Source organism: Zwartia hollandica (genome assembly GCF_019923725.1).
Lineage (GTDB): Bacteria > Pseudomonadota > Gammaproteobacteria > Burkholderiales > Burkholderiaceae_B > Zwartia > Zwartia hollandica.
Map to the genome: position 1 here is coordinate 303,930 of NZ_JAHXRI010000006.1, position 25,179 is coordinate 329,108.

Below are 25,179 nucleotides of genomic sequence, written 5' to 3' on the forward strand. Positions count from 1 at the left end.
CCTTATGGAGGTATTACATGCGAAACACGCCGAAGCGTGTCTCGGGAATGGGGGCATTCATCGCAGCTGACAAGCCCAGCGCTAAGACACGGCGGGTATCAGACGGGGCAATCACACCGTCGTCCCACAATCGTGCGCTTGCATAATAGGGATGGCCTTCACGCTCATACTGCTCGCGGATAGGCGCTTTAAATGCAGCTTCCTGCTCAGCACTCCACGCCTCACCCTTAGCCTCCATGCCCTCGCGTCGCACGGTCGCAAGAACGCTCGCCGCCTGCTCACCACCCATCACAGAGATACGTGCATTAGGCCACATCACCAATAAGCGCGGAGAGAATGCACGGCCACACATGCCGTAGTTTCCTGCGCCAAACGAGCCACCAATAATGACCGTAAATTTAGGTACGGCCGCAGTCGCGACAGCAGTCACCATTTTCGCGCCGTGGCGCGCAATGCCCTCGTTCTCGTACTTGCGGCCCACCATAAACCCAGTAATATTTTGCAAGAACACGAGTGGGATCTTGCGCTGTGCACACAACTCAATGAAGTGCGCACCCTTTTGTGCAGACTCTGAAAACAGAATCCCATTATTGGCCACAATGCCAACAGGCATGCCATGAATATGCGCAAATCCCGTCACAAGTGTTGTGCCAAACCGCGCTTTAAACTCATCAAACGCTGAGTCATCCACGATACGCGCAATTATTTCGCGCACATCATAGGGCTTGCGCGTATCGAGCGGCACGATGCCATCAATTTCAGTCGGATCGTAGCGCGGGGGCTTAGCCGGCAACACGACCTGATCAATCGCCTTTTTGCGGTTAAGGTTTTTGACTGCATCACGCGCAAGCTGCAGTGCATGATGATCATCTGCGGCAAGATGATCTGCAACGCCAGACAGGCGGGTATGTACATCACCGCCGCCTAAATCTTCAGCACTGACTTCCTCGCCCGTCGCCGCCTTGACCAACGGTGGGCCACCGAGAAAAATCGTTCCTTGATTACGCACAATGATGGACTCATCGCTCATCGCGGGAACGTATGCTCCGCCCGCGGTACAGGAGCCCATCACCACAGCGATTTGTGCAATGCCCTGCGCGGACATATTTGCCTGGTTATAGAAGATGCGACCGAAGTGATCTCGATCTGGAAAAACATCTTCCTGTTGCGGCAGATTCGCGCCGCCAGAGTCCACAAGATAAATACACGGTAAATTATTCTGTAGCGCGATTTCTTGCGCACGCAAGTGCTTTTTAACCGTGAGCGGATAGTAAGTGCCGCCCTTAACCGTTGCATCGTTACACACAATCACACACTCGGTGCCCGATACGCGACCTATCCCCGTGATAATGCCCGCCGCTGGCGCATCCCCGTTATACATGCCGTGCGCGGCAAGGCCCGATAACTCCAAAAACGGCGTACCTGGATCAAGCAGCTTTTCAACACGCTCGCGTGGCAACAGCTTGCCGCGCGCGATATGCTTTTGCCGTGCCGCTTCACTTCCGCCAAGTGCTGTTTGTTGAAGAAGTATTTGCAGGCTTTTAACTTTTTCCTGCATCGCGGCTGCGTTTTCAGCAAAGGCGGGGGAACGGGTGTTAACTTGCGATTCAATGATGGGCATACACTGCCTTTATTCGGTTGTGTTGGCGCATGACAGTTTAAGTCAATGTAACTTATGATGCCCGTTATAAGACGTAAAAGTCCGGAGACTCTCGCTATATGAACCCCCTTGAACATCAACTGCAGTATCCCTTCGGCGATGCCCTGCCTAAACCCGGCTCGACGATGGAGCTTGCGCCAGGCTTACGCTGGATACGTATGCCCCTGCCTTTTGCACTGGATCACATTAATTTATGGCTGCTGCGCGATTACATCGACGGCAAACAAGGCTGGACCATCGTCGACTGCGGCATAAGCCGTGACGAAGTCAAGACGCTATGGGCAAAGCTGTTCAAAACGCAATTAGAAGGGCTACCTGTCTTGCGGGTCATCGTTACGCATATGCATCCGGATCATGTAGGTTTGGCCAGCTGGCTCTGCGAACAATGGGATGCACCACTATTCATGAGCATGACCGACTACATGACCGCCAAGCTCTGGACTGTAAGCAAAGGTGGCGCCTCCGGTGGTGAAAGCGCAGCGCGTCACCTTGGGCGTCATGGCATGGTCGATCCAGACGCCTTGGAGCAAGTGCGTGAGCGCGCTAGCTACTATCCGAGTCTTGTTCCAAGCATGCCTGCGTCCTATGTCCGCCTACTTCACGGCAGCAAACTCAAGATCAATGGTCATGTGTGGGAAGGCATTGTCGGCTATGGCCACGCTCCTGAACATATAGCGCTCTACTGCGCAGACCTGAATGTTTTGATTTCAGGTGATATGGTTTTGCCGCGGATCTCAACCAATATAAGCGTGTTCGACTATGAGCCACTGAGCAATCCCTTGCCACTTTATTTAAATTCACTGAATGCCTTTAATCATCTGCCCGCGGACACTCTTGTGCTGCCTTCGCATGGCAAACCTTTTACAGGTCTACACGAGCGTATCGCGCAACAACATGCCCACCACGCCGAGCGATTAGACGAGGTGCTCGCTGCCTGTGCCACACCTCAGTCAACCACTGACATTCTGCCAGTAATGTTTAAACGTAAGCTCGACTTACACCAAACTACGTTTGCAATGGGCGAAGCCCTTGCACACTTGCACGCGCTGTACTTTGAAGAAAAACTTTCGCGTTCGCTAGATGCGGACGGCATAATTCGTTTCAAGAAAATCTAGCCCACCCCTGTTTAAAAGGACGCGTCGTGACTACGCATCATCTCGATACTAAACTGCTTCATATCGGCAGTGCTCCGTTTGATCCCGAAACCGGCACAGCACCCGTTAATCTTCCTTCGATGCGAACCAGCACAGTCCGCTTTGAAAATCTCGCCGCACTCGAACGAGTCTTTGCCAAACGTGCTGCAGGTGAGCGCGCGATCAGCTACGGTCGTTCTGGCATGGACACACACCGTGCACTCGAAGAAGTCTTCATGCAACTCGAAGGCGGCACCTACTGCGTGCTCGCGCCCTCAGGGATGGCAGCAATCAACATTGCTTTCTTGGGTATTCTAAAAACCGGTGACCATGTGCTTGTCTGCGACGGCGTCTACGGCCCCGTCCGTAACTTGGACCGCGCCTTACTCAAAGGCCTGGGAATTTCTGTCACATACTTCGCGGCACAAGACGATCTTGACGCGCTCATTACGCCAGAAACAAAAATGATTTATGTCGAGTCGCCAGGTTCACTCCTGTTTGAAATGCTCGACCTTCCCGCGATGGCTGCCGTCGCAAAACGACATGGTGTCTTGCTCGCAACAGATAACACCTGGGGTTCTGGATACATCTATCGCCCCTTGGCCTTGGGCGCTGATATCTCTGTCGTGGCTGGCACAAAATACGTTGCTGGGCACTCCGATGTGATGCTCGGCGCTGTTGTCGCCAAAGACGAGTCCGTTGCTGCACGGCTACATTCGGCCCAATATGCCATGGGTAACTCCATTAGTGCGGATGATGCCTGGCTCGCCTTGCGGGGTGTAAAAACCATGGCTGTGCGTATGCCGCAACACGCGATTAACGCCTTGAAAGTTTGTGCGTTTTTTGATGCGCAGCCTTACGTCGCCAAGATCTTTAATCCTGCCTGGCATAAAGACGCAGGCTATGCGCTATGGCAACGAGACTGTACTGGCGCCAATGGGATGTTGTCCGTTGAGCTCAAGTGCTCACCGGACGCAGCAAAGGCTTACGTCGATGCACTAACGCTGTTTGGAATTGGATTTTCTTGGGGAGGCTACGAAAGCCTGGTGCAATGGGTCGATCCAGGCACACTCGCCGCGCACACTTATTGGAAGCACAGTCCGAATGCCTTGCTGCGCTTTCATATCGGACTTGAGGACATCGACGACTTAATCGACGACCTCAAGCAGGCCGCCAACTACTTGCCACGCACCTGAGTAATCAAGCTGTTCGCAACATCGATGGTTTCTTGGTAACCACCGGCCTCCGAGGGCGAGGTCACAAAACGACCCGCCACCGACATAGTCGGTGTACCTTGCACACGGTAGGCTGTGACTAGCTGATCAGCACGGCCCGCTTTGGACGACACGCCAAAGGACTCAAACGCCGCCTCAAATTTTGCACGATCAACGCCCTGCGAAGCAATCCAAGTTGTGATCTCTGCTTTTGTGAACAGCCGCTTTTTCTGTTCATGAATCGCATCAAATACTTTCATGTGCAAGTCGAGACGATCCATCGCCTCAAGCGTATAGTACAAGCGCTGCAAGGGCTTCATGCTCGCGTTAAATGCCACAGGTACATGTTTAACAACAACATCTGCGGGTACCGTCTTCATCCATTTTTGCAACATCGGTTCAATGACGGCGCAATGTGAACACGCATATGAGAAAAACTCTTGGACTTCAATTTTTCCGGGTTCGGTTGGTTGCGCCGGACTCAACTCAAGATACTTAGATTTAGCCGGCGCGGCGCTTTGCGCGTGACTCGCAGCGGTGAACGACAGCAACATCAGGCTTGCCATCGCAAGTAGTGCTTTTGAAAAAAGTTTCATATCTGAATGATCCTTAAAAGGTTCTAGCGCCAAGCAGGCCGCATCGCACACCCGCTCGCCTCTACTACTGTCGGACTACTGCTGTTGGAATTTTTTCCTGGCCCAACTTTGTACGAATTTGATTCATGTCATCAATCCGCGCAAAAGGGCCAACACGGACACGGTTCACTTGCAACCCGTTCACCTCGGCACGTTGGATTTCTACTGGCATGCCCAACAACAAGATTCTCGCTCGCAAGGACTCGGCATCTTCAAGGACGCGAAACGAGCCAACCTGCAAGAAATAAGGCCCGCCGGTTGCAGCCGCCGTTTGTGACTGACTCGGCGGCGGCGGCAACGGTTCGGCCTTCGGACGTGGATTCACGTTTGCCCCTCCGCTTGCGGCTGGCGCTGTCGGCGTCAAGGTAGCAATCAAAGAACCTAGTGCATCGCCACCAGTTGGTGCCGGCGCGCTCGTTGAAGGCATCGTACCGGCTACCGGGGCAAGCGGCTCCGTGGCGGCCGAAGAAGTACCTCTATCACGACCTCCCATTCCCGCGTTCGGATCTGGCGCTTGACGCGGATCCGGTGCACCTGGCGCATCAGGCGTGCGGCTAGCCTTGTCATAAAAGGGCATAGGCGCTTTAACAACGTAATAGGCAACACCGGCGGCAACCATCAAGCCGATGACTAAGCCCGCCAGCAGGCCATATAACGTACTTCCACCAGACGACTTATGTTTTGCCATGTTGTGTCTCTTACATCCTCTCAGGTGCAGATACGCCCAACAACTCTAAACCATTTGCAATCACTTGGCGCGTTGCATCCGCCAAACGCAACCGTGCGTGCTTGAGCGCAACGTCGTCAACCAGCACTCGCTCAGCGTTATACCAACCGTGAAAATCCGCAGCACAGTCTCTTAGCCAAAACGCCACCAAGTGCGGCGACAACTCGAGCGCCGCCTGCGACACCAACGCCGGAAACTCAGCTAGACGCTGCATCAGCGCAAGCTCTGACGGTGCCTGCAACAGATCAACGGATGCCGCATGTAGCTGTGCTACGGACAAACCAGCTTGCGACAGCATTGAACAAATGCGCGCGTGCGCGTACTGAATATAGTAGACAGGGTTCTCTTCGCTTTGCGATCTCGCTAAATCAACATCAAAAACAAACTCGGTATCGGCACGGCGCTGTATCAAAAAGAATCGCACCGCATCACGGCCCACCCATTCGATCAAATCACGCATCGTCACATAGCTGCCCGCGCGCTTAGAGATCTTGACCTCTTCGCCGCCACGGATGACCTTCACCATCTTGTGTAAGACATACGCTGGATAATCAGCAGGAATGCCTAGACTTAACGCTTGTAACCCCGCGCGCACCCGCGCAATGGTGCCGTGATGATCACTACCTTGAATGTTGATTGCGCGTGTAAAGCCACGCTCCCATTTTGTAACGTGATACGCCACATCTGGAACAAAATACGTGTAACCACCTTCAGACTTCCGCATGACGCGGTCTTTATCGTCACCGGTTCCTAGCTCGGTGGTGCGCAGCCACAATGCACCCTCGCTTTCATAGGTGTGGCCACTAGCAACCAATTGATTCACGGTGTTTTCTACGCGTCCCGAGGTATAGAGCGAACTCTCGAGATAGTAACGATCAAACGCCAAACCAAATGCCTGTAAATCTAAGTCTTGTTCATGCCGTAAATACGTAACGGCAAAGCGACGAATGTTATCCAAATCGTCAAGATTGCCATTGGCGAGCACCGGCTCGCCATCACTCGCGTTCGCACTCGCCTTCGCGGCAAATTCTTTCGCGATGTCAGCGATGTACTCACCCTTGTAGCCATCTGCGGGATAGCCAGGCGAGTCTGTGCTGACACCTTGTGCGCGTGCCTGCACGCTGATGGCAAGATTCTGGATCTGATTGCCCGCATCGTTGTAATAAAACTCGCGGCTCACGTCAAAACCACTTGCGTCAAACAGACGGCAAAGAGCATCGCCTAACGCAGCTTGGCGCGCATGGCCAACATGCAATGGGCCCGTCGGATTCGCGGACACGAACTCAACCAACACTTTTTGCTCTTTGCGTGGTGCGCGGCCATACGCATCGCCAAGCTGCGCGATCAGCGGCAATACAGCGCTGCGTGCGGCATGGGTCAGTCTGAAGTTAATAAACCCTGGGCCCGCTAGCTCGGCTTGCGCAATAATGGCTGTTGCGTTGGGATCGCCCATCAGCGCATCAACGATGGCCTGCGCTAATTCGCGCGGGTTGCGTTTTGCTGGTTTGGCGAGTTGCATCGCAATGTTGGTGGCCAGGTCTCCGTGGGCAGCGACTTTCGGCCGCTCAAGGACTATCGTTGGTTCTGCCTCAGGCAGAACGCCGGCTACAGCCTTTTTCAGGCAAGAAATGAGAGTGTTTTGTTGCTCGAGGAGCATGGGCGTAAAAGACGACAGGTTGAAGCCTCAAATCATAGCCTGAATTATGTATTACATTGACTCAACACTTAATAAAGGAGTCGCTATGCTTGTTACCTTTAGCAGCAAAGCTGGTGCCGATGTCCTGATGCTGTCCCAGCATGCCAAACCAGTTTTGAAAATCGTCGGCAAGCTCACTGGTCCTGAGCTTGAAAGTCGTGGTGTGTGGATGCCTGAACAGCTTGATGAGGCCATCACGCTCCTAGAGGCAGCCATCGCTCAGGAAAAATCGGTAACTGTTGACGAAGATCCGGATGAGCCGCTTCATCCGCTGGCCCAAGCCGTTAGTTTGCGCCAACGATCCTTCACCTTGCTTGATTTATTTCGACGTGCACAGCAAAAAAAGGTTCCCGTGCTATGGGAAGCTGGTTCTGCTTGGTAGCTTGAGGTCAGTAAGCCTGATCAAAGAGCAATCTGAAGTCAGCAACCGTTGTATGTCTTGGATTCCAACGGTTGTAGTTCGCTGCAAAACAGGCGGCTGCCATATCATCAAAATACTCTTGCTTAGCACCCACATCGCGCAGGCGAGCAGGTATCGACAAGTCTGAGCACAAAACCGTTATTGCTTCCACAGCCGCCTGTGCCGCCTGCAGCGTAGGCAGGCCCAGCACCGGGCAGCCCATCACTTGCGCGACCTGCGCAAATTTTTCTGGGACCGCCAGCAAATTGAACTTTGCAACGTGTGGCAAACACACGGCGTTAGACAGTCCATGCGATAAGTGGAACTCAGCCCCAACGAAGCGCGCCATGCAGTGGACATTACCCAAGCCCGTCTGCCCAAATGTAATTCCGGCCAACGCGGAGCCGCACAACATATTCATTGCGGCAGTGGTATTTTGCCGGTTCGCCACGAACTGTCGGATATTTCCTGCTAACAAGGCCATCGCTTGCAAATTAATTGCATCGGTCATGAGATTCGATCCGAGCGAAATATACGACTCAAACGCATGCACAAAGGCGTCAATGCCCGAATGTGCTGCAACGTGTGCAGGCACCGTCCGCAAGGCCAGAGGATCAAGAATCGCAAACGGCGCTGGGTTTAGCGACGCATGACGAATCGACATTTTGAGGTTTTTCTCAGTGTCCGTAATGACACAAGAACCTGAAACCTCTGAGCCCGTTCCCGCTGTAGTCGGGATCGCGATCAAAGGAAGGCCAGGAATCGAGAACTTTTCAATTCCCTCGTAATCATGAATTCGCCCGCCATTTGTGGCGAGGATACCAACAGCTTTAGCCACATCGATGGTGCTGCCACCACCGATTGCCAGGATAACGGTCGCCTTGTGCGCGTGACAAACCGCAAAAGCTTTCTCAACAGTGTGTGCACTCGGATCAGGCTCGATCTCAGTGAATAATGCCGTCGATACGTTCGCCTCCTGCAAGAGGTTTGCGATGCCAGCGTAGAACTCACTTTTTAGCAAAGCTGCATCCAGCGCAATAAAAATGCGCTGGCATGCGAGCTTGGTAATCACTTCAGCAATTTTCTTATATGAGCCTTCGCCCATATAAATCGTCGTCGGACAAAAAAAGCTAGTGATCATTTGCTTGAATTAAACGTCCAGATTGGCGGCTTGCAACGCATGGGTTTCGATAAAGGCACGGCGCGGCTCAACGTTATCACCCATCAGCGTTGTAAAGATTTCATCGGCGGCAATCGCGTCTTCAATCTGTACCCGCAACAAGCGACGTACCGTTGGGTCCATCGTCGTCTCCCACAACTGTGCGGGATTCATCTCACCCAAGCCTTTGTAGCGTTGCTTCGTGACGTTACGCTCCGCCTCAGCGCGCAGCCATTGCATCGCCTCGCGGAAATCAGCAACCATCATTTCTTTACGTTTCTCGCCTTCACCCCGTGCGACCATTGCTCCTTTTCCAATAAGACCCTGGAATGTTGCAGCAGCTCGCGCCAAGATCGCGTAGTCCGCGCCACGCACGAAGTCATGATCAAGCACCGTGACACGCACGTTGCCATGATGTTTACGACGCACGATCAGACGATATTTTTCAGCGCTCTGGTGAAACTCCGCCACCACATCGACTTGGTGTGGCAACAAAGGATCTTGTAGGCCAGCATGCAGGCGTTTGGCCGACGCTTCAGCTTGTTCTTGCGTATCGAGTTCAACCGTTGCGCCACCCACAATGGCGGACAACGTGCGCTCATCCATGAAGCGACCAAGGCGAGCAATTACACCGCCCGCCATCACATACTGCTTCGCCAACTCAGCCAACGCATCACCGGCAATCGCTGCTGCACCCGCCTGAGGGACAAGCGATGCCTCTTTAAGCGAGAGCTGCAACATGTAACTAGACTCTTCCACTTCATCTTTCAGATAACGCTCATCTTTACCTGCCTTCACCTTATAAAGTGGTGGCTGAGCAATATAGATGTAACCCCGCTGGACAAGTTCTGGCATTTGTCGATACAGCAGCGTCAACAAGAGTGTCCGAATGTGCGCACCATCAACGTCAGCATCGGTCATGATGATGATTCGGTGATAGCGAAGCTTCTCAACGTTAAAGTCGGGTCCGATACTCGTTCCGAGAGCAGTGATAAGCGTTGTAATTTGCTCGCTCGAAATCAACTTATCGAACCGCGCTTTTTCAACGTTCAGTACCTTACCGCGCAAAGGCAAGATCGCCTGAAACTTGCGGTCCCGTCCTTGCTTAGCCGAGCCACCTGCAGAGTCGCCCTCGACGATGTAGAGCTCACACAGTGCAGGGTCTTTCTCTTGGCAGTCTGCAAGCTTGCCTGGCAGTCCTGCGCCCTCTAGCACGCTCTTGCGTCGGGTCATCTCGCGCGCCTTACGCGCAGCTTCCCGTGCACGCGCGGCCTCAACAACCTTAGCGCACAATGCCTTCGCATCAATCGGGTTTTCTAACAACCACGTTTCAAGCGTACGTGCGACAGCTTCTTCCACCGCAGGACGTACTTCGCTCGACACCAACTTGTCTTTTGTCTGACTGCTGAACTTCGGCTCAGGCACTTTCACCGACAACACGCACGTCAACCCCTCGCGCATATCATCACCCGTGGTTTCAACCTTGGCCTTCTTGGCCATCTCGTTGTCGCCAATGTACTTATTCAGAATACGGGTCATTGCTGCGCGCAAACCCGTCAGGTGCGTGCCGCCATCACGTTGTGGAATGTTATTGGTGAAGCAAAGTACTTGTTCGTTGTAGCCGTCATTCCACTGCATCGCGACATCAACACCAACCAAAGTGCCACCTGCGTTTGATTCTGTGCTGACTGAAAAAACATTTGGATGCAATACCGTTTTGCTGCGATTAATGTATTCGACAAAACCCTTACAGCCACCAGAGAATGCAAAGTTCTCTTCTTTACCTTGGCGCTGATCCACCAGGCGAATCTTGACACCATTATTCAAGAACGAAAGTTCACGCAGCCGCTTAGACAGAATTTCGTAGTGGTACTCGACATTATTAAAAATATCGGTATCCGCTAAAAAGTGGACTTCAGTCCCGCGATTTTCTGTTGTGCCTGTTACCGCCAAAGGTGCAACGCGCTCACCCTTGCGAAACTCCATTTCATGCACTTGGCCATTGCGACGGATCGTCAACTTTAACCACGACGACAACGCGTTCACACATGACACGCCCACACCGTGCAAACCACCCGACACTTTGTAGGAGTTTTGATCGAACTTACCGCCCGCATGGAGCTCCGTCAAAACGATCTCAGCCGCGCTACGCGCAAACTCATCCTCTTTGTGGATATCCGTCGGAATACCGCGGCCGTTGTCCGTCACAGAGATAGAGTTATCTCCGTGAATCGTTACAACGATGTCGTCACAATGTCCGGCCAAGGCTTCATCAATAGCATTGTCCACAACCTCAAACACCATATGGTGCAGGCCGGTTCCGTCGGACGTGTCGCCGATATACATCCCGGGGCGTTTACGAACCGCCTCGAGACCTTTAAGCATCTTGATAGAGTCGGCGCCATACGCATCGTTATCTGGTGAGTGCTGGCCTACTACTTCTTTATTTTCTGACATGTCTAGATCCGCATTGGCATGACGACGTATTTAAATGATTCGTCGTCAGGCAAGGTAATAAGGGCAGAGGCGTTCGCGTCTGGCATAACAGACCAGCGAATCGTTTCAGCTTTGACGTTAGCCAAGAAATCTAGCAAGTAGCTGACGTTGAATCCAACATCTAAAGCCTCGTGTCCATAATCAATATCAATTTCTTCTTGTGCCTCTTCCTGCTCGGCGTTGGTCGAAGAAATCTTCAACACATGTTGCGCAAGCTGCAGGCGAACACTACGAAACTTATCGGTTGTCAAAATTGCGGCGCGCTGTAAACAACCTTGAAGAACTTCGCGCGACACATCAAAGTGACGCGTGTAGTTGGTTGGGATCACACGATTAAAGTCTGGGAACTTCCCTTCGACTAATTTCGATACAAGCTCGACATGTCCAAAGGAAAAACGAATCTGGCCTGGCGCCACGTCGATGGTTACCGACTCCTCACTATCGTCGAGTAGGCGCTGCATTTCCAGTACGGTTTTGCGCGGCACGATGACTTCATGTTTGGCACTAATGCCCTCCGCCGGTGTAGAGCTATGCGCGAGCCTGTGGCCATCCGTTGCCACCGCGCGCAACATACCTGGCTCAAAGACGAGCAACATGCCGTTCAAGTAATAACGAATGTCTTGCTGTGCCATGGCGAAGTGCGCCATGTTGAACAAGTGCTTAAGCGTTTTGCGCGTTAAGGTCAACGAGACATCCCAGCGCGTTGGCTGCGTCATCGTGGGAAACTCTGTCGCAGCCAACGTCTGCAGCGAAAACCGGCTCTTACCGGACTGAACCGCAAGCTTTCCACTTGCTGTCGATAACTTGACGTCGCCCGTGTCGGGCAGTGCGCGCAAAATATCAACGAGTTTGCGCGCCGCGACGGTCAAGGACTCGGTTTCTGGACCCACACCGAAATCAGCATGCGTAGTGATTTGAACTTCTAAGTCTGTTGCGATGAAAGAAACGCGGTTGGCCTCTTTGCGCAGCAAAATATTGGCGAGAATCGGCAAGGTGTGCCGACGCTCGACGATACCGGCTACGGTTGAAAGCGGCTTGAGCAGCGCGTCGCGTGGGGTCTGTACAAGTTGCATGGATTATCCCTTTAAAGTTTGTTCAAGCACATGCAGCGTATGGTTCAGGTCTGCCTGTTTGGCGCGCAAGTCCGAAATCTTGCGTACCGCGTGCAAAACAGTGGTGTGGTCACGCCCGCCAAACATGTCACCAATGTCAGGCAAGCTTTTTTGCGTCAGTTCTTTAGCGAGATACATGGCGACCTGACGCGGCATCGCAATGTTTGCAGGTCGCCGTTTGGAATACATATCAGCGACCTTAATTTTGTAGAAGTCAGCAACGGTCTTTTGTATGTTTTCTACCGTTACCTGACCACTAGATACCGAAAGTAGATCCTTTAATGCGTCTTTGCACGTGTCGACATTGGCGACATCTCGTCCATGAAACCGAGCGTAGGCAACAACCTTTTTCAAGGCGCCTTCGAGTTCACGAACATTGCTCCGGAGGTGCTTCGCGATAAAAAATGCAACCTCTTCCGGCATTGCAAGGCCTTCTTGTTCGGCTTTGCGCAACAAGATCGCTACGCGCATCTCAAGCTCGGGTGGCTCAATTGCAACCGTCAGTCCGGAGTCGAAGCGAGAAATTAGGCGCGTATCGATACCTTCGAGCTCCTTTGGATAGGTGTCACTTGTGATGATGATTTGTTTGCGCTGCGCAACCATGGCCTCAAACGCATAAAAGAACTCTTCCTGGGTCCGATTCTTACCAGAAAAAAACTGGATATCATCAATGAGCAACAAGTCCAATGAGTGGTAGTAGCGTTTAAAGTCATCAAACGCCTTGCGCTGGTAAGCCTTCACAACATCTGACACATATTGATCAGCATGCACGTAGCGCACGCGTACGCCACGCCCAGCAGAAACCATTGCGTTGCCGATGGCGTGGATCAAGTGCGTTTTTCCGAGTCCTACGCCGCCGTATAAGAAGAGCGGGTTGTAAGAGATGCCAGGATTCTCTGCAACCTGTAGCGCCGCCGCACGCGCGAGCTGGTTGGCTTTGCCGGTTACGAAATTATCAAACGTTAACTCGACGTTTAGTCTCGATCTATTATCAATAGACCCAGAGAGCGATGCTTCACCACCATTATCAATTTGTGACGCGTTGTTCGAATAGGATTGTTCACTTACCGATGCACCGTAGGGCGCCACGCTTGGTGCGGCCTGAACGGCGAGCGGCTTCGGGCGATCCGTGGTGCTCGCAGACAGCTCAAGTTGTAGGTGGATAGGTTTTTTAAACCAAGTTGTGGCGAAACTTTCTATTTGATGCGCAAAGTTTTTTCGCACCCAATCTAACTTAAAGCGATTAGGTGCAGCGAGTCGAAGTTGTGAGCCCGTTTCATCAAAGGCGAGCGGAACCAGTGGACGTATCCACGCGCTGATTTGCTGAGGGGGAAATTCCTGCTCTAAGTGTGCGATGCAGGACTGCCAGAACTCGTTCATGTGACTCGCTAAGTAAACCCTGATTCTACCCTGTCAGGCCCTAGGTTATCCACAGGCTAATTTGGGTGGCCAAGGGTATTTTTACGGTAAACATTTGACTTACTTCACGTTTTTTGATGAAATGGAGGGCTTTTCGGGATTACCCTAAACTTTTTCGCTCTTTGTTGGGCCATACATCATGAAACGTACCTACCAGCCATCAGTCACCCGCCGCAAGCGCACGCACGGCTTTCGCGTCCGCATGAAAACCCGTGGTGGCCGCGCTGTCATCAACGCTCGTCGCGCCAAAGGCCGCAAGCGTTTGGCCGTCTAATACGGTTAGTAGTGGCTGTCGCCGGCGTAGTTGCCCGTGCGCTCCGCTACCTCTGAAATGTCTCGCGCCACGTTTCCCGCGGCGGCGCGCTTGCACCGCCCCACTGAATACGCTGCCGCCCTGTCTGGGCGGAGAGTGGCTCGTGGGGCGTATTTCATTGTTACCGCGCACCATACCGCCCCGACGGACACCATACAAAGTCCAGCGACGGCTCCTCAGGCTCGCTTAGGGCTTGTCATGGCGAAGCGTCATGCGCAGTTAGCGAGCACTCGCAACGCGCTTAAGCGCGTCGTACGGGAAGCGTTTCGCGCGCAACGACTGAAATTGCCGCCCGCTGATTATGTTGTGCGGTTACACCGCCGTGTTGAAAACATTTCCTTGACGGCACTCAAGCTTGCAGCAAGACAAGAGGCTGACCAGCATTTTGCGCGAGCGAAAAAATGATTAAGAAATTTTTAATCGCGCCAATCAGGTTTTATAAGTTTTTCTTGAGCCCTTGGGTTGGCCAAAGCTGTCGCTTTACGCCTACGTGCTCTTCGTACGCAATTGAGGCCATCGAAACCCAGGGCGCCTTGCGTGGCACTTACCTAGCAACAAAGCGACTGTGTCGTTGTCACCCGTGGGCCAAGGGTGGGCATGACCCTGTCTGTCCTGAATCCTCTGCAACCGCTCTGTCGGCAGTAAAAACCGAGCCGGCCGAACCCCCTCGGCCTCTCTGATTAACGCTAAACTGCGAGCCTCACCTGGTTAGCACCTTTATTTAGGCAAGAATGGATATCCGACGCACCATCCTCTTAATGATTTTTTCGTTTTCACTACTCATGTTGTGGAACAACTGGCAGGTCCATCAAGGTAATCCGCCGCTGTTTGGTGCTCCACCGCCCAAAGCTGCACCGACTGCTACAGCAACTCCTTCAGACGCCGCGACGACGAGCCCAGCTGGCGTACCGAGCGCTCCTGTTCAAGCCGCCGCACCCGGCGCTGCACCAACGATCCCGGGCACTAGCTCTCCAACACCGGCTCAAGCACAAACCGTGACGGTTAAGTCAGACGTGTTAGCGCTTACCTTTGATTTGCAAGGCGCCCAACTCGTGCGTGCCGAGCTACTCACAGTCCCTGGCAAAGACGACAAAAAACAACCCTTCGTTTTATTGAGCCGCGACGCTGGTCACACCTATGTTGTCCAGTCCGGCTTGACGGGTGCGCCAGCAGGCTCGCTCTATCCAACACACTTGGCTAGCTATAAGTTAGTGACAGAGGCAAAAGAGTTAAACGGCAACACCTTGATTGTTAAGTTTGAGTCTGAGGCGAGTGGGGTAAAGCTCACAAAAACGTTTACGTTAACGCGAGGTAGTTACGCGATTGCTGTGGACCACCAGATTGAAAACCTCTCTGCGCAGCCTGTTACGCCTTCTGTATATCTTCAAATTACGCGCGATGGCTCTGATCCCATGGGTCAAAGTAATACGCCAAGCTTTTTGCAAGGCCCGATTAGTTTTACTGGGCCGGCTGTGTATTCAGAGCAAGAAAAGTTTCAAAAAATCACCTTCCCCGAAATCGAAAAGCGTAAAGCTCAATACATTAAGCAAGCCGATAATGGTTGGTTTGCAATGGTTCAACACTATTTCGTGACCGCGTGGATTCCACCGCAAGGAAAAACTCGCAGTTACGAAGTTACCGAGCTCGAGAAAAACCTTTTTGCCGTGCGCAGTATCGAGCCCGTCGGCAGCATCAATCCTGGCAGCCAAGTTTCGGTGCCAACCAAATTATGGGTGGGCCCACAAGACCAGTCTGAACTAGAAGCTGTTGCGCCCGGCCTTGAGCTTGTGGTTGATTACGGCCTGTTAACCATTATTGCCAAGCCCGTCTTTACGTTAATGACGTGGCTCTTCTCCCTGCTTGGCAATTGGGGCTGGACGATTGTCGCCCTGACGTTCTTGATCAAGGCGGCGTTCTATCCTCTGTCGGCTGCAAGTTATCGGTCAATGGCGAAGATGAAGTTAGTCGCACCGCGTCTACAAGCACTCAGAGAAAAGTTTGGCGACGACCGCCAAAAGCTCAACACAGCAATGATGGAGATGTATCGCACTGAGAAAATCAATCCCTTAGGCGGTTGTTTACCAATCGTTATTCAAATTCCAGTGTTCATTTCTCTCTACTATGTGCTGGGCTCAAGCGTTGAATTACGCGGTGCACCCTGGATTCTCTGGATTGAAGATCTGTCAGTACAAGATCCTTATTTCATCCTCCCCTTGATCATGATGGCAACCATGTTCATTCAGATGAAGCTCAATCCAACACCGCCAGATCCTGTTCAAGCTAAAGTCATGATGTTTATGCCTCTTGTTTTTGGCGGCATGATGTTCTTCTTCCCATCAGGCTTAGTTTTATATTGGTGCGTCAACAACATTTTGTCGATTGCGCAGCAGTGGTACATCACTCAAACCATTGCAAATCAAGCAGCAGCAGCGCACCGGTAGTTGTCCCATGAAATATGCGTCTCTCTACTAGCGACTCCATTGCTGCTATTGCCACCGCCCCGGGTCGGGGTGGCATTGGCATAGTTAGAGTATCAGGCCCCTCATTGGGGCCTTTTGTTTACGCCTTGCTAGGCCGCACGCTCGAGCCACGCCACGCAAGCTTTGGGCCCTTCCCAGACGCAGAGGGAACAGCGATAGACCAAGGCATTGCTATTTTCTTCTCCGCACCAAACTCTTACACAGGGGAAGATGTTCTTGAGTTACAGGGTCACGGTGGCCCAGCCGTTATGCAAGCCCTTCTGAAGCGCTGTTTAAGTGCCGGGGCTACCTTTGGTTTGCGCATGGCCACGCCTGGAGAGTTCACCCTTCGTGCTTTTTTAAATGACAAGATCGATCTGGCCCAAGCTGAAGCGGTCGCTGATTTAATCGATGCCTCTTCTGAGGCGGCGGCTCGCGCTGCGATGGCCTCTTATCAAGGTGAGTTTTCAAGAAAGATTGATCTGCTTACTAGTCAAATTGTTGAATTACGGACTCTTGTTGAGGCGACGTTAGATTTCCCTGAGGAAGAAATCGAATTTCTTGAAAAATTCCAAGCGCGGTCACGACTCGCTCGCATACAAAAGGAACTCAGTGATGTTTTGGCGCAGAGCCAACAAGGAATGGTGTTGCGAGAAGGATTACATGTTGTCTTAGCTGGAGAACCTAATGTTGGTAAGTCTAGTTTGTTAAATGCGCTTGCGGGACAAGATTTGGCTATCGTCACAGATATAGCAGGTACCACTCGCGATAAAGTGTCTGAAGTTATATACCTAGACGGAGTTCCCATCACGATTATTGATACTGCTGGTCTGCGCGACACTGATGACACGATTGAGTCACTTGGCATCGCACGCAGCTGGGATGAAATCAAACGCGCCGATGTGGTCTTGCATTTGCGGGATATTAAACAACCCGATAGCCCTTTAGATGAAAAAATATCGTCTTACCGCGCTGTCAACAGCTTGATGCTCCACGTGTTTAATAAATGTGATTTGGTTGATATTGGTTACAGACAAGCTTTAAGTGACAATCGCGACGCCCTCTTTATTTCTGCTAAGACTGGCGACGGCTTACAGTCGTTACGTACTCGTTTATTAGAGATCGCGGGATGGCAACCAGGTCAGGAGTCGCCATGGCTTGCTCGTCAGCGCCACATAGATGCTCTGGTAGCTGCACAGGCCTCTTTATGTCGTGCACAAGCACATGCCGAGCAAAATGATCGTGTTCTGGATTTATTCGCTGAAGAATTACGCTTAGCACATGATCAGCTTGGCAGTATCACTGGTCGTATGACACCCGATGAATTATTGGGTGAAATCTTTTCTCGTTTTTGTATTGGCAAGTAAATGGGTTTTTGTATATCTGTTGTTTTTATGAGTGTGTTTACAACTTGTAGCAAAATAATTTACTGGGGATAACTACGGGCAACGCGTTGTGTATAAGTTGTGCACAGAGGTTGAACAACTCGCTCATTTAGCGTTGTCTAAAAACTTACTCATCTTGATGCACAACATTAAACAGAGGTTACCCTCACGATATTTCTTCTACAAGCACATGATTTGTAAATGAATTGACGAGTTGTTCCAGTTATCCACAAGGTATCTTATCCATTAGTTGTTATATATATAAATAAATAAATAAAAACAAAGGCAAAAACGATACTCAACAAAAGAGCGTGTACAAAAGAAAAGTTTTGTTTGCAATGTTCTCGTGCTTAAATCAAATCTTCGTTAGTCGTTCAATTGCTTGATCAAGCGTAGTGTCTTTTTTAGCAAAACAAAAACGAACGATGTGATGATTCGACGAGGGCGCCGTCGGACTTTCATAAAAAGCCGAAACTGGTATGACAGTCACTCCATGATTTTGAGTTAACCAGATCGCAAAATCTGACTCTGTTGAATCAGATATAGCACTGTAGTCAGCAAGCATGAAAAAGGTGCCAGGACTTGGAAGAACTTTAAAACGTGTTTGAGCGAGCCCTGTCGCAAGATGATCCCGTTTACGCTGATAAAAAGCTGGAAGTGCCAGATAAGTACTTGAATCTGCCGTGTAAGCAGCTAAGCCGTATTGCAAAACAGACGGCACAGTAAACACCATGAATTGATGGACTTTACGCAGCTCTGTGGTCATGTTTTTTGGAGCGCAACAATATCCAATTTTCCAACCAGTGGTATGGGTCGTTTTACCAAAAGACGAAATAACAAATGCTCTTTCTGCTAAGGTTGGCCGAGAGGACAAGCTAAGATGAGAAACACCATCGAAAATAATGTGTTCGTAGACTTCGTCAGACAAAATCATTATCTGAGTATCGTTAACAACTTGCTCTAACGCGTCAAGATCCGATTCTGTAAGAACGGCACCAGTTGGATTGTGTGGCGAGTTAATGATGAGCAAACGGGTGTGTGAAGTAATGCTTGCTTGAACACGATTCCAATCAATACTGAAGTGCGGGTTCTTGCTAGTTGGCGATACCATAGGGACAGTAATCGCTTTAGCGCCAGCTAAGCGAATAGCCGGTAGATAACAGTCATAGCAAGGCTCTAATACTAAAACCTCGTCGCCAGCACCAACACTTGCTAATACAGCAGCCATGATGGCTTGCGTGGCACCGCTTGTAACCGTAATTTCGGTGTCGATATCGTAAGAGCGCCCATAAAGGTTTTTCACCTTTTGATGGATGACTTCTCGCAAAATTGGTACGCCAGCCATGGCTGGGTATTGGTTAAAACCATCGGCCATGGCCTTGCTAACCAAGGCCTGTAGTTTTTCGTCCGTATTAAAGTCAGGAAAACCTTGTCCGAGATTAATAGCCTTGTAGTCGAGCGCCATCTTACTCATGGTGGTAAATATTGTGGTGCCGACTTCAGGTAGTTTGGACGTGATTTGCATGGTTTAATTTGATCGAAACAGAAGAGTTAGCTCAAGATAATACGCACTTTTAAATGGTCGCGCCGTAGTGAATACAAGCTTGAAAGTTGCCTTGGGACTCGTGATCTCTCTTATAGGGGCTTACGTGGCACAGGCCGCGCACATACCAATACCCTGGACTCTCGGCCCCTTATTCTTCATTGCTGCGATTAGGCTTGCTGGTGGACCGATAGCGAGCGTGCCGCTTTTTCGAAGTGTTGGACAATGGGTGATAGGCGTATCACTAGGTTTGTATTTCACCACTCATGTTGTTGGTGTTTTAACGGGGCATCTAGCGGCGGTAATCGCCGGTTTTTTGTTCGCAATCGGTTTAGCGTTTTACGGAACCTTCTTATTACGCCGTTTCGCTAGTGTGGATATCAAAACCGCCTGGTTTTCTTCAGCCATTGGTGGCGCGGCTGAGATGACAAATTTAGCAGAACGTTATGGTGTAAGACCAGATTTGGTAGCAAGTGCTCACAGCTTAAGACTAATTACAGTCGTTGTGATCGTACCCTTTGCCTTGCAATGGTTTGGTGTTACGGGGACAGACTCGTTTGTTTCGGGCCCGAAGTACATATCGTATTTCGGGTTACTTCAGCTGTTTGGTTTGACTGCAATAGGGGTGTTTGTCGCTACGCGAATGAAGATGCCAAACGCGTGGGTGTTAGGACCCATGTTTTTAACGATTGGTTTAACGATTAGTGGCGTGGAGTTTTCTGCGATACCAGACTGGTTATCTAAGGCTGCACAGTTGAGTGTTGGGTGGGGACTTGGGGATAGATTCCGGCCAGGCTTTTTTAAGACAGCGCCGCGCTTTTTGGCGGTTGTGTTTGCGTATACCGCGACTGCACTTTTACTCTCCCTCGGGTTGGCCAATCTTTTACACCTAGTTTCTGGGATGCCTACCGCTGCCTTGATGCTGGGAGTAGCTCCTGGCGGCATTTCGGAAATGGCCATCACCGCAAAAGTTCTGCAGCTTGGGGTTCCTCTAGTAACAGCTTTTCAGGTGTTTAGAATGGCTGGAGTCGTTTTGGTCACAGGCCCTCTATATTTATATGTCATTTCTAGGCATTGTCAAAATTTCGGCGCGCCTAAAAAATAGAGTTATCCAGAGTTATTAGTAAGTTACTAACAAGACATTAACAGGCTTATCCACAGAGATATCCACGGCAAAGTGATTGAGGGGCCCAGAGTTTTATTGTTTCACGTGAAACAATAAAACAAAATGGATTAAACACAGCCGGTTGTCCACAAGCAAGAATTTCTTCTTCATCGCAAGAGCCTCCCTGTTTGTAGAGGTGTCACCCGTGTTTGACTTTCTGCCAGCGAGAGCTAACAAAGATACCCACAAAGTTATGCACAGCCACCAGTTATTAATTATTATGTTTCACGTGAAACATCACCGTAATTTATAGCTCAGTCTATAATCCGTTCCCCACGTAAGCCTAGACAATCCTAAAACAAATGAATTACCCAACAGTTTTCGATGTCATCGTTGTTGGTGGTGGCCATGCTGGAACTGAAGCCGCGCTAGCTGCCGCCCGTAGTGGTGCGAAAACCCTTTTGCTGACGCACAACATAGAGACCCTAGGTCAGATGTCCTGCAACCCATCAATTGGTGGTATTGGCAAAGGACATTTGGTTAAAGAGGTTGATGCGCTCGGCGGTGCAATGGCTATTGCTACGGACGAGGCTGGAATACAGTTTCGAATACTGAATAGTTCTAAGGGGCCAGCGGTTCGAGCGACTCGCGCGCAGGCAGATCGAGTTCTTTATAGAAAAGCTATTCGTGGCAGACTAGAGAATCAAGAGAATTTGTGGTTGTTTCAGCAGGCGGTCGATGATCTATTGTTAGAGGGTGATCGTGTTTGCGGTGCCGTCACGCAAACGGGTTTGTCCTTTAAGTCGCGCAGCGTCGTGTTGACGGCTGGGACATTTCTCAATGGGCTCGTTCATGTTGGGCTAGATAACTACTCGGCAGGTCGAGCTGGGGATCCTTCTGCCTCAACGTTAGGTCGCCGACTCAAGGAAATGCGTCTGCCGCAAGGGCGGCTAAAGACGGGGACCCCACCAAGAATTGATGGCCGCAGTATTAATTTGGGAATATTGGAGGAACAACCAGGTGATGTAGATCCCGTGCCGGTGTTTTCCTATCTAGGCGATGCAGCGATGCACCCAAAACAGGTCCCTTGTTGGATGACCCATACCAATGAGCGGACACATGAAATTATTCGGGGCGGTCTAGATAGATCGCCAATGTATAGCGGCGTTATTGAGGGAATCGGCCCGCGGTACTGCCCGTCAATCGAGGATAAGGTTCATCGATTTGCGGATAAAAATGCGCACCAAGTATTTCTCGAGCCTGAAGGGCTCGACACTCACGAAATCTATCCAAATGGTGTTTCCACTAGTTTGCCGTTTGATGTACAGCTTGAATTGATTCGCTCTTTGCGGGGCTTAGAGCAGGCGCACATTATTCGCCCAGGTTACGCAATTGAATATGATTATTTTGATCCGCGAGAGTTAAAGCAAAATCTAGAGACAAAGCTTATAGCGGGCCTGTTTTTTGCCGGGCAAATTAATGGCACAACGGGCTATGAAGAAGCTGCCGCTCAGGGTTTGCTTGCCGGCATTAACGCTGCCCGCTTCGCCCGTGAAGAAACGCCTTTCATCTTGCGTCGTGATCAGGCCTATATGGGTGTTTTAATGGATGACCTCGTAACAAAAGGTGTTACTGAGCCCTACCGTATGTTTACTTCTCGTGCTGAATACCGCCTAAGTTTGCGCGAAGATAATGCAGACTGGCGCCTCACCGAACTAGGCAGACAATTTGGTTTGGTAAACGACCATCGTTGGGACGCTTTTAGTCGAAAGCGCGAGGCTGTCGAAAAAGAGGTTCAGCGCTTGCGTTCAACGTGGGTTAATCCTCGCATGATGCCCTCAGACAGCGCACGAGCTGTCTTAGGCAAAGAAATTGAGCGCGAGTACTTACTATCTGATTTAATCAAGAGGCCAAACGTTTCTTATCATTCTCTGATGGCAATGGACTATCATGATGGTGTGGATTTGCCCAAGGGTGTTCCTCCAGGAGAGGTTGCTGAGCAAGTAGAGATTCAAATCAAATACGAAGGATATATTGCGCGTCAACAAGAAGAAATTGACCGCCAGCAGACCTATGAGGACCAGGAAATTCCCGACGTGTTCGATTTCGAAGGAATAACAAGTCTTTCTTTTGAAGTCCGACAAAAGCTCAAAGCGCACCGTCCGCAAACCGTCGGTCAAGCATCGCGCATTTCAGGCGTCACGCCTGCCGCCATATCTTTGCTGCTGATTCACTTAAAGCGCCATCATTACGGCGCGGTTGCCGCCAGAAAGTAATGCAGACAGACCTACCCAACCGAACCTACGCGCAACGCCTCAACCAGGCCTGCGATGCGTTGGGTCTGGCCGTAACGTCTCAGCAATTAAATCAATTGCTCGACTATATAGAACAGTTACAACGGTGGAACCGCAGCTACAACCTTACCGCGATACGCGACCCCGAGCAAATGCTCACTCAGCATATTCTCGATTGCTTGGCCGTTGTCGCTCCGCTTAAGCGCGCAACAGATCGGTCCGGCCTTCAAGAGCCTACTATCCTTGATGTGGGTTCGGGCGCAGGACTTCCCGGCGTCGTGTTGGCCATCATGCTGCCGGCCGCAAAAATAACATGTGTGGATGCCGTCGAAAAGAAGATGGCGTTCGTGCGTCAAATGTGCGGAGTGTTGGGTGTATCGAATCTTAGCGCGACACACGCACGCATCGAAACACTGACTAGGCAATATGATGTGGTGATCTCGCGTGCGTTTGCATCGCTTTCAGACTTCGCCTTAAATTCTGGTGCGTGCGTCTCTCTAAACGGAGAACTCGTCGCAATGAAAGCCCGTCCGACTGAACAGGAGTTTTCCGAGCTTGTTTTAAATACAGCGTGGACGGTCGCAAACATCGAACCTTTACATGTTCCAGAGTTACAAGCCCAGCGTTGCTTGGTTTGGATGCATCGGACGGAAACCAAATGACCAATAACACCTCAGCAACCGCGCGAGTATTCTGTATCGCCAACCAGAAAGGCGGTGTGGGCAAAACCACAACGGCGATTAACTTATCGGCCGGACTCGCTAAATTAAAACAACGCGTCTTGCTGATCGACCTAGATCCCCAGGGCAATGCCACCATGGGAAGCGGCATCGACAAGAGTGCGCTCGCTCATAACTTATATGATGTACTGATTGGTGAGGCAACAATTACGCAAGCCCGTGTTCACTCGACAAATGGTGGTTACGACGTCTTGCCAGCGAATAGAGAACTATCTGGAGCAGAAATCGACCTCGTTGGGATGGATGAACGCGAACTGCAATTAAAACAGGCGATCACTAGCATCGCCACAGACTACGACTTTATTCTAATTGACTGCCCCCCAACCCTATCGCTGTTGACGCTCAATGGTTTAGCTGCAGCGCACGGTGTCATCATTCCAATGCAATGCGAATACTTCGCGCTCGAAGGCCTATCCGATTTGGTCAACACCATCAAACGCGTTCATCGAAATATCAATCCTGAACTGAGCCTTATCGGACTGCTCCGTGTGATGTACGACCCGCGTGTCACCTTACAGCAACAGGTGTCTGCTCAGCTCGAGTCCCACTTCGGTGACAAAGTGTTTAAAACAGTTGTGCCAAGAAACGTACGCTTAGCCGAGGCGCCCAGCCATGGTATGCCTGGCGTTGTGTACGACCCAAGCTCACGTGGTGCACAGGCCTACATCGCGTTTGGCGCAGAAGTGATCGAACGTGTCCGCGCGAATCAAAGCGCGTAACTTAATAAACCACTAGACGGCGCAAGCTCGCTCTGAATGACGGGGATATCAAAATGGTAACGAAGAAACCAAAGGGGCTGGGACGAGGATTAGAAGCCTTGCTCGGTGCGGACGCGCCCGGCATCGGGCAGTTAGGGCAAAGCGACTCCGCGCAGGCACAACCCAGCAGTTTGCCCGTGAGCAAACTACAGGCCGGAAAATATCAACCGCGGACTCGCATGGACGAGGGAGCGTTGGCTGAACTTGCAGACTCGATTCGAGTGCAGGGGATCATGCAACCAATCTTGGTTAGACCAATCGATGCGGGTAAAGGTCGTTATGAAATTATCGCGGGCGAACGTCGTTTTCGTGCCGCGCAACTCGCTGGACTGACAGAAGTCCCAGTGCTGGTCAAAGATGTGGCGGACGAACACGCCGCAGCCATGGCGCTGATTGAGAACATTCAACGCGAGGACCTGAATCCCCTTGAGGAAGCGCAAGGCGTAAAGCGCTTGCTTGATGAGTTTGGCCTAACCCACGAACAAGCCTCTCAAGCAATTGGACGCTCACGTTCCGCCACAAGCAATTTGTTACGCCTGTTGAACTTAGCGGCAGCGGTTCAAACAATGCTGCTAGCAGGCGATATTGATATGGGCCATGCTCGCGCGCTGTTGGCGGTTGATGCCGCTACACAAATCCAACTAGCGAATCAAATTATTGCAAAGCGTTTATCTGTTCGCGATGCAGAGCAACTCGTAGCGCGCACGGATAAAGGGGTCTCAACAAAAACATCGCGTGCTAAACCCGTATCGCGTGATGTCGCAAGACTGGAAGAAGCGCTGTCTGATCAGCTTGGGACCAAAGTGAGCTTAAAAGTCACGGGTAAGGAGCGTGGTCAATTAATTATTGATTTTCATGGTTGGGACCACTGTTCTTCCATCATCGAAAAAATGCATCTCAAAGAAGATCTTGAAAGCTAATCGGAGACAAA

The 25,179-nt window shown here is 51.0% G+C and carries 22 protein-coding genes; 13 read left to right on the forward strand and 9 right to left on the reverse strand.

What is annotated here, in order from left to right:
• Nucleotides 1-13: 13 nt before the first annotated feature.
• Complete coding sequence (locus KZZ10_RS04755; RefSeq protein ID WP_259660355.1) at nucleotides 14-1,621, reverse strand: carboxyl transferase domain-containing protein; 1,608 nt, start codon at nucleotides 1,619-1,621, stop codon at nucleotides 14-16.
• A gap of 98 nt (nucleotides 1,622-1,719) precedes the next feature.
• Between KZZ10_RS04755 and KZZ10_RS04760 the strand changes: the two genes are divergently transcribed.
• Nucleotides 1,720-2,775, forward strand: coding sequence for an MBL fold metallo-hydrolase (locus KZZ10_RS04760; protein WP_259660356.1), 1,056 nt, complete (start codon nucleotides 1,720-1,722; stop codon nucleotides 2,773-2,775).
• A 26-nt stretch (nucleotides 2,776-2,801) separates the two neighbouring features.
• Entirely contained in the window at nucleotides 2,802-3,989 is a 1,188-nt protein-coding gene (gene metC / locus KZZ10_RS04765; RefSeq protein WP_259660357.1) for a cystathionine beta-lyase, read from the forward strand.
• On the opposite strand, the gene KZZ10_RS04770 is transcribed toward metC, so the two are convergent.
• The 3 genes from KZZ10_RS04770 to argS all read right to left on the reverse strand — a co-directional run bounded on the left by KZZ10_RS04770 (nucleotide 3,971) and on the right by argS (nucleotide 7,026).
• Nucleotides 3,971-4,603, reverse strand: coding sequence for a thiol:disulfide interchange protein DsbA/DsbL (locus KZZ10_RS04770; RefSeq protein WP_259660358.1), 633 nt, complete (start codon nucleotides 4,601-4,603; stop codon nucleotides 3,971-3,973). The genes metC and KZZ10_RS04770 overlap by 19 nt on opposite strands.
• A 64-nt stretch (nucleotides 4,604-4,667) precedes the next feature.
• Nucleotides 4,668-5,330 carry an SPOR domain-containing protein gene (locus KZZ10_RS04775; RefSeq protein WP_259660359.1) on the reverse strand — a complete coding sequence of 221 codons (663 nt, stop codon included), beginning with the start codon at nucleotides 5,328-5,330 and terminating at the stop codon, nucleotides 4,668-4,670.
• A gap of 10 nt (nucleotides 5,331-5,340) precedes the next feature.
• Nucleotides 5,341-7,026, reverse strand: coding sequence for an arginine--tRNA ligase (gene argS / locus KZZ10_RS04780; protein WP_259660360.1), 1,686 nt, complete (start codon nucleotides 7,024-7,026; stop codon nucleotides 5,341-5,343).
• 85 nt (nucleotides 7,027-7,111) lie between these two features.
• Here argS and KZZ10_RS04785 point away from each other — a divergent pair, with 85 nt between their 5' ends.
• Nucleotides 7,112-7,447 carry a DUF1840 domain-containing protein gene (locus KZZ10_RS04785; protein WP_259660361.1) on the forward strand — a complete coding sequence of 112 codons (336 nt, stop codon included), beginning with the start codon at nucleotides 7,112-7,114 and terminating at the stop codon, nucleotides 7,445-7,447.
• Nucleotides 7,448-7,454: 7 nt separating this feature from the next.
• Here KZZ10_RS04785 and KZZ10_RS04790 read toward each other — a convergent pair whose 3' ends face one another.
• The 4 genes from KZZ10_RS04790 to dnaA are packed head-to-tail and all read right to left on the reverse strand — an operon-like array spanning nucleotide 7,455 to nucleotide 13,612.
• Complete coding sequence (locus KZZ10_RS04790; protein WP_259660362.1) at nucleotides 7,455-8,606, reverse strand: iron-containing alcohol dehydrogenase; 1,152 nt, start codon at nucleotides 8,604-8,606, stop codon at nucleotides 7,455-7,457.
• 9 nt (nucleotides 8,607-8,615) lie between these two features.
• Complete coding sequence (gyrB, locus tag KZZ10_RS04795; RefSeq protein ID WP_259660363.1) at nucleotides 8,616-11,081, reverse strand: DNA topoisomerase (ATP-hydrolyzing) subunit B; 2,466 nt, start codon at nucleotides 11,079-11,081, stop codon at nucleotides 8,616-8,618.
• Between the two features lie 2 nt (nucleotides 11,082-11,083).
• Nucleotides 11,084-12,193, reverse strand: a complete 1,110-nt coding sequence (gene dnaN, locus KZZ10_RS04800; protein WP_259660364.1) for a DNA polymerase III subunit beta — start codon at nucleotides 12,191-12,193, stop codon at nucleotides 11,084-11,086.
• A gap of 3 nt (nucleotides 12,194-12,196) precedes the next feature.
• On the reverse strand, nucleotides 12,197-13,612 hold the full coding sequence (gene dnaA / locus KZZ10_RS04805; protein ID WP_259660365.1) for a chromosomal replication initiator protein DnaA: 1,416 nt from the start codon (nucleotides 13,610-13,612) through the stop codon (nucleotides 12,197-12,199).
• A 178-nt stretch (nucleotides 13,613-13,790) separates the two neighbouring features.
• Between dnaA and rpmH the strand changes: the two genes are divergently transcribed.
• Genes rpmH through mnmE form a run of 5 tightly spaced genes read left to right on the forward strand, consistent with a single transcriptional unit; the run spans nucleotide 13,791 to nucleotide 17,790 of the window.
• Nucleotides 13,791-13,925, forward strand: coding sequence for a 50S ribosomal protein L34 (gene rpmH, locus KZZ10_RS04810; protein ID WP_006578231.1), 135 nt, complete (start codon nucleotides 13,791-13,793; stop codon nucleotides 13,923-13,925).
• 57 nt (nucleotides 13,926-13,982) lie between these two features.
• Nucleotides 13,983-14,369 carry a ribonuclease P protein component gene (locus KZZ10_RS04815; protein ID WP_259660999.1) on the forward strand — a complete coding sequence of 129 codons (387 nt, stop codon included), beginning with the start codon at nucleotides 13,983-13,985 and terminating at the stop codon, nucleotides 14,367-14,369.
• Nucleotides 14,366-14,644 (forward strand): membrane protein insertion efficiency factor YidD, encoded by a 279-nt coding sequence (yidD, locus tag KZZ10_RS04820; protein ID WP_259660366.1) that lies wholly within the window; start codon nucleotides 14,366-14,368, stop codon nucleotides 14,642-14,644. Before KZZ10_RS04815 ends, yidD begins: the two co-directional genes overlap by 4 nt.
• A 51-nt stretch (nucleotides 14,645-14,695) precedes the next feature.
• The gene (yidC, locus tag KZZ10_RS04825; protein ID WP_259660367.1) at nucleotides 14,696-16,405 is read left to right on the forward strand and encodes a membrane protein insertase YidC; all 1,710 of its coding nucleotides are present in this window, start codon (nucleotides 14,696-14,698) and stop codon (nucleotides 16,403-16,405) included.
• A gap of 14 nt (nucleotides 16,406-16,419) precedes the next feature.
• Nucleotides 16,420-17,790 (forward strand): tRNA uridine-5-carboxymethylaminomethyl(34) synthesis GTPase MnmE, encoded by a 1,371-nt coding sequence (mnmE, locus tag KZZ10_RS04830; protein WP_259660368.1) that lies wholly within the window; start codon nucleotides 16,420-16,422, stop codon nucleotides 17,788-17,790.
• 373 nt (nucleotides 17,791-18,163) lie between these two features.
• Here mnmE and KZZ10_RS04835 read toward each other — a convergent pair whose 3' ends face one another.
• A complete protein-coding gene (locus KZZ10_RS04835) occupies nucleotides 18,164-19,333 on the reverse strand; it encodes a methionine aminotransferase (protein ID WP_259660369.1) in 1,170 nt (389 codons plus the stop codon).
• 67 nt (nucleotides 19,334-19,400) lie between these two features.
• On the opposite strand from KZZ10_RS04835, the gene KZZ10_RS04840 reads away from it, so the two are divergent.
• The 5 genes from KZZ10_RS04840 to KZZ10_RS04860 all read left to right on the forward strand — a co-directional run bounded on the left by KZZ10_RS04840 (nucleotide 19,401) and on the right by KZZ10_RS04860 (nucleotide 25,168).
• Nucleotides 19,401-20,456 (forward strand): AbrB family protein, encoded by a 1,056-nt coding sequence (locus KZZ10_RS04840; RefSeq protein ID WP_259660370.1) that lies wholly within the window; start codon nucleotides 19,401-19,403, stop codon nucleotides 20,454-20,456.
• A gap of 362 nt (nucleotides 20,457-20,818) precedes the next feature.
• Nucleotides 20,819-22,732, forward strand: coding sequence for a tRNA uridine-5-carboxymethylaminomethyl(34) synthesis enzyme MnmG (gene mnmG / locus KZZ10_RS04845; protein ID WP_259660371.1), 1,914 nt, complete (start codon nucleotides 20,819-20,821; stop codon nucleotides 22,730-22,732).
• The gene (gene rsmG / locus KZZ10_RS04850) at nucleotides 22,732-23,412 is read left to right on the forward strand and encodes a 16S rRNA (guanine(527)-N(7))-methyltransferase RsmG (protein ID WP_259660372.1); all 681 of its coding nucleotides are present in this window, start codon (nucleotides 22,732-22,734) and stop codon (nucleotides 23,410-23,412) included. The genes mnmG and rsmG overlap by 1 nt, the downstream gene beginning before the upstream one ends.
• Nucleotides 23,409-24,209 (forward strand): ParA family protein, encoded by an 801-nt coding sequence (locus tag KZZ10_RS04855; protein WP_259660373.1) that lies wholly within the window; start codon nucleotides 23,409-23,411, stop codon nucleotides 24,207-24,209. Before rsmG ends, KZZ10_RS04855 begins: the two co-directional genes overlap by 4 nt.
• Nucleotides 24,210-24,262: 53 nt before the next feature.
• Entirely contained in the window at nucleotides 24,263-25,168 is a 906-nt protein-coding gene (locus tag KZZ10_RS04860) for a ParB/RepB/Spo0J family partition protein (protein WP_259660374.1), read from the forward strand.
• Nucleotides 25,169-25,179 lie beyond the last annotated feature (11 nt).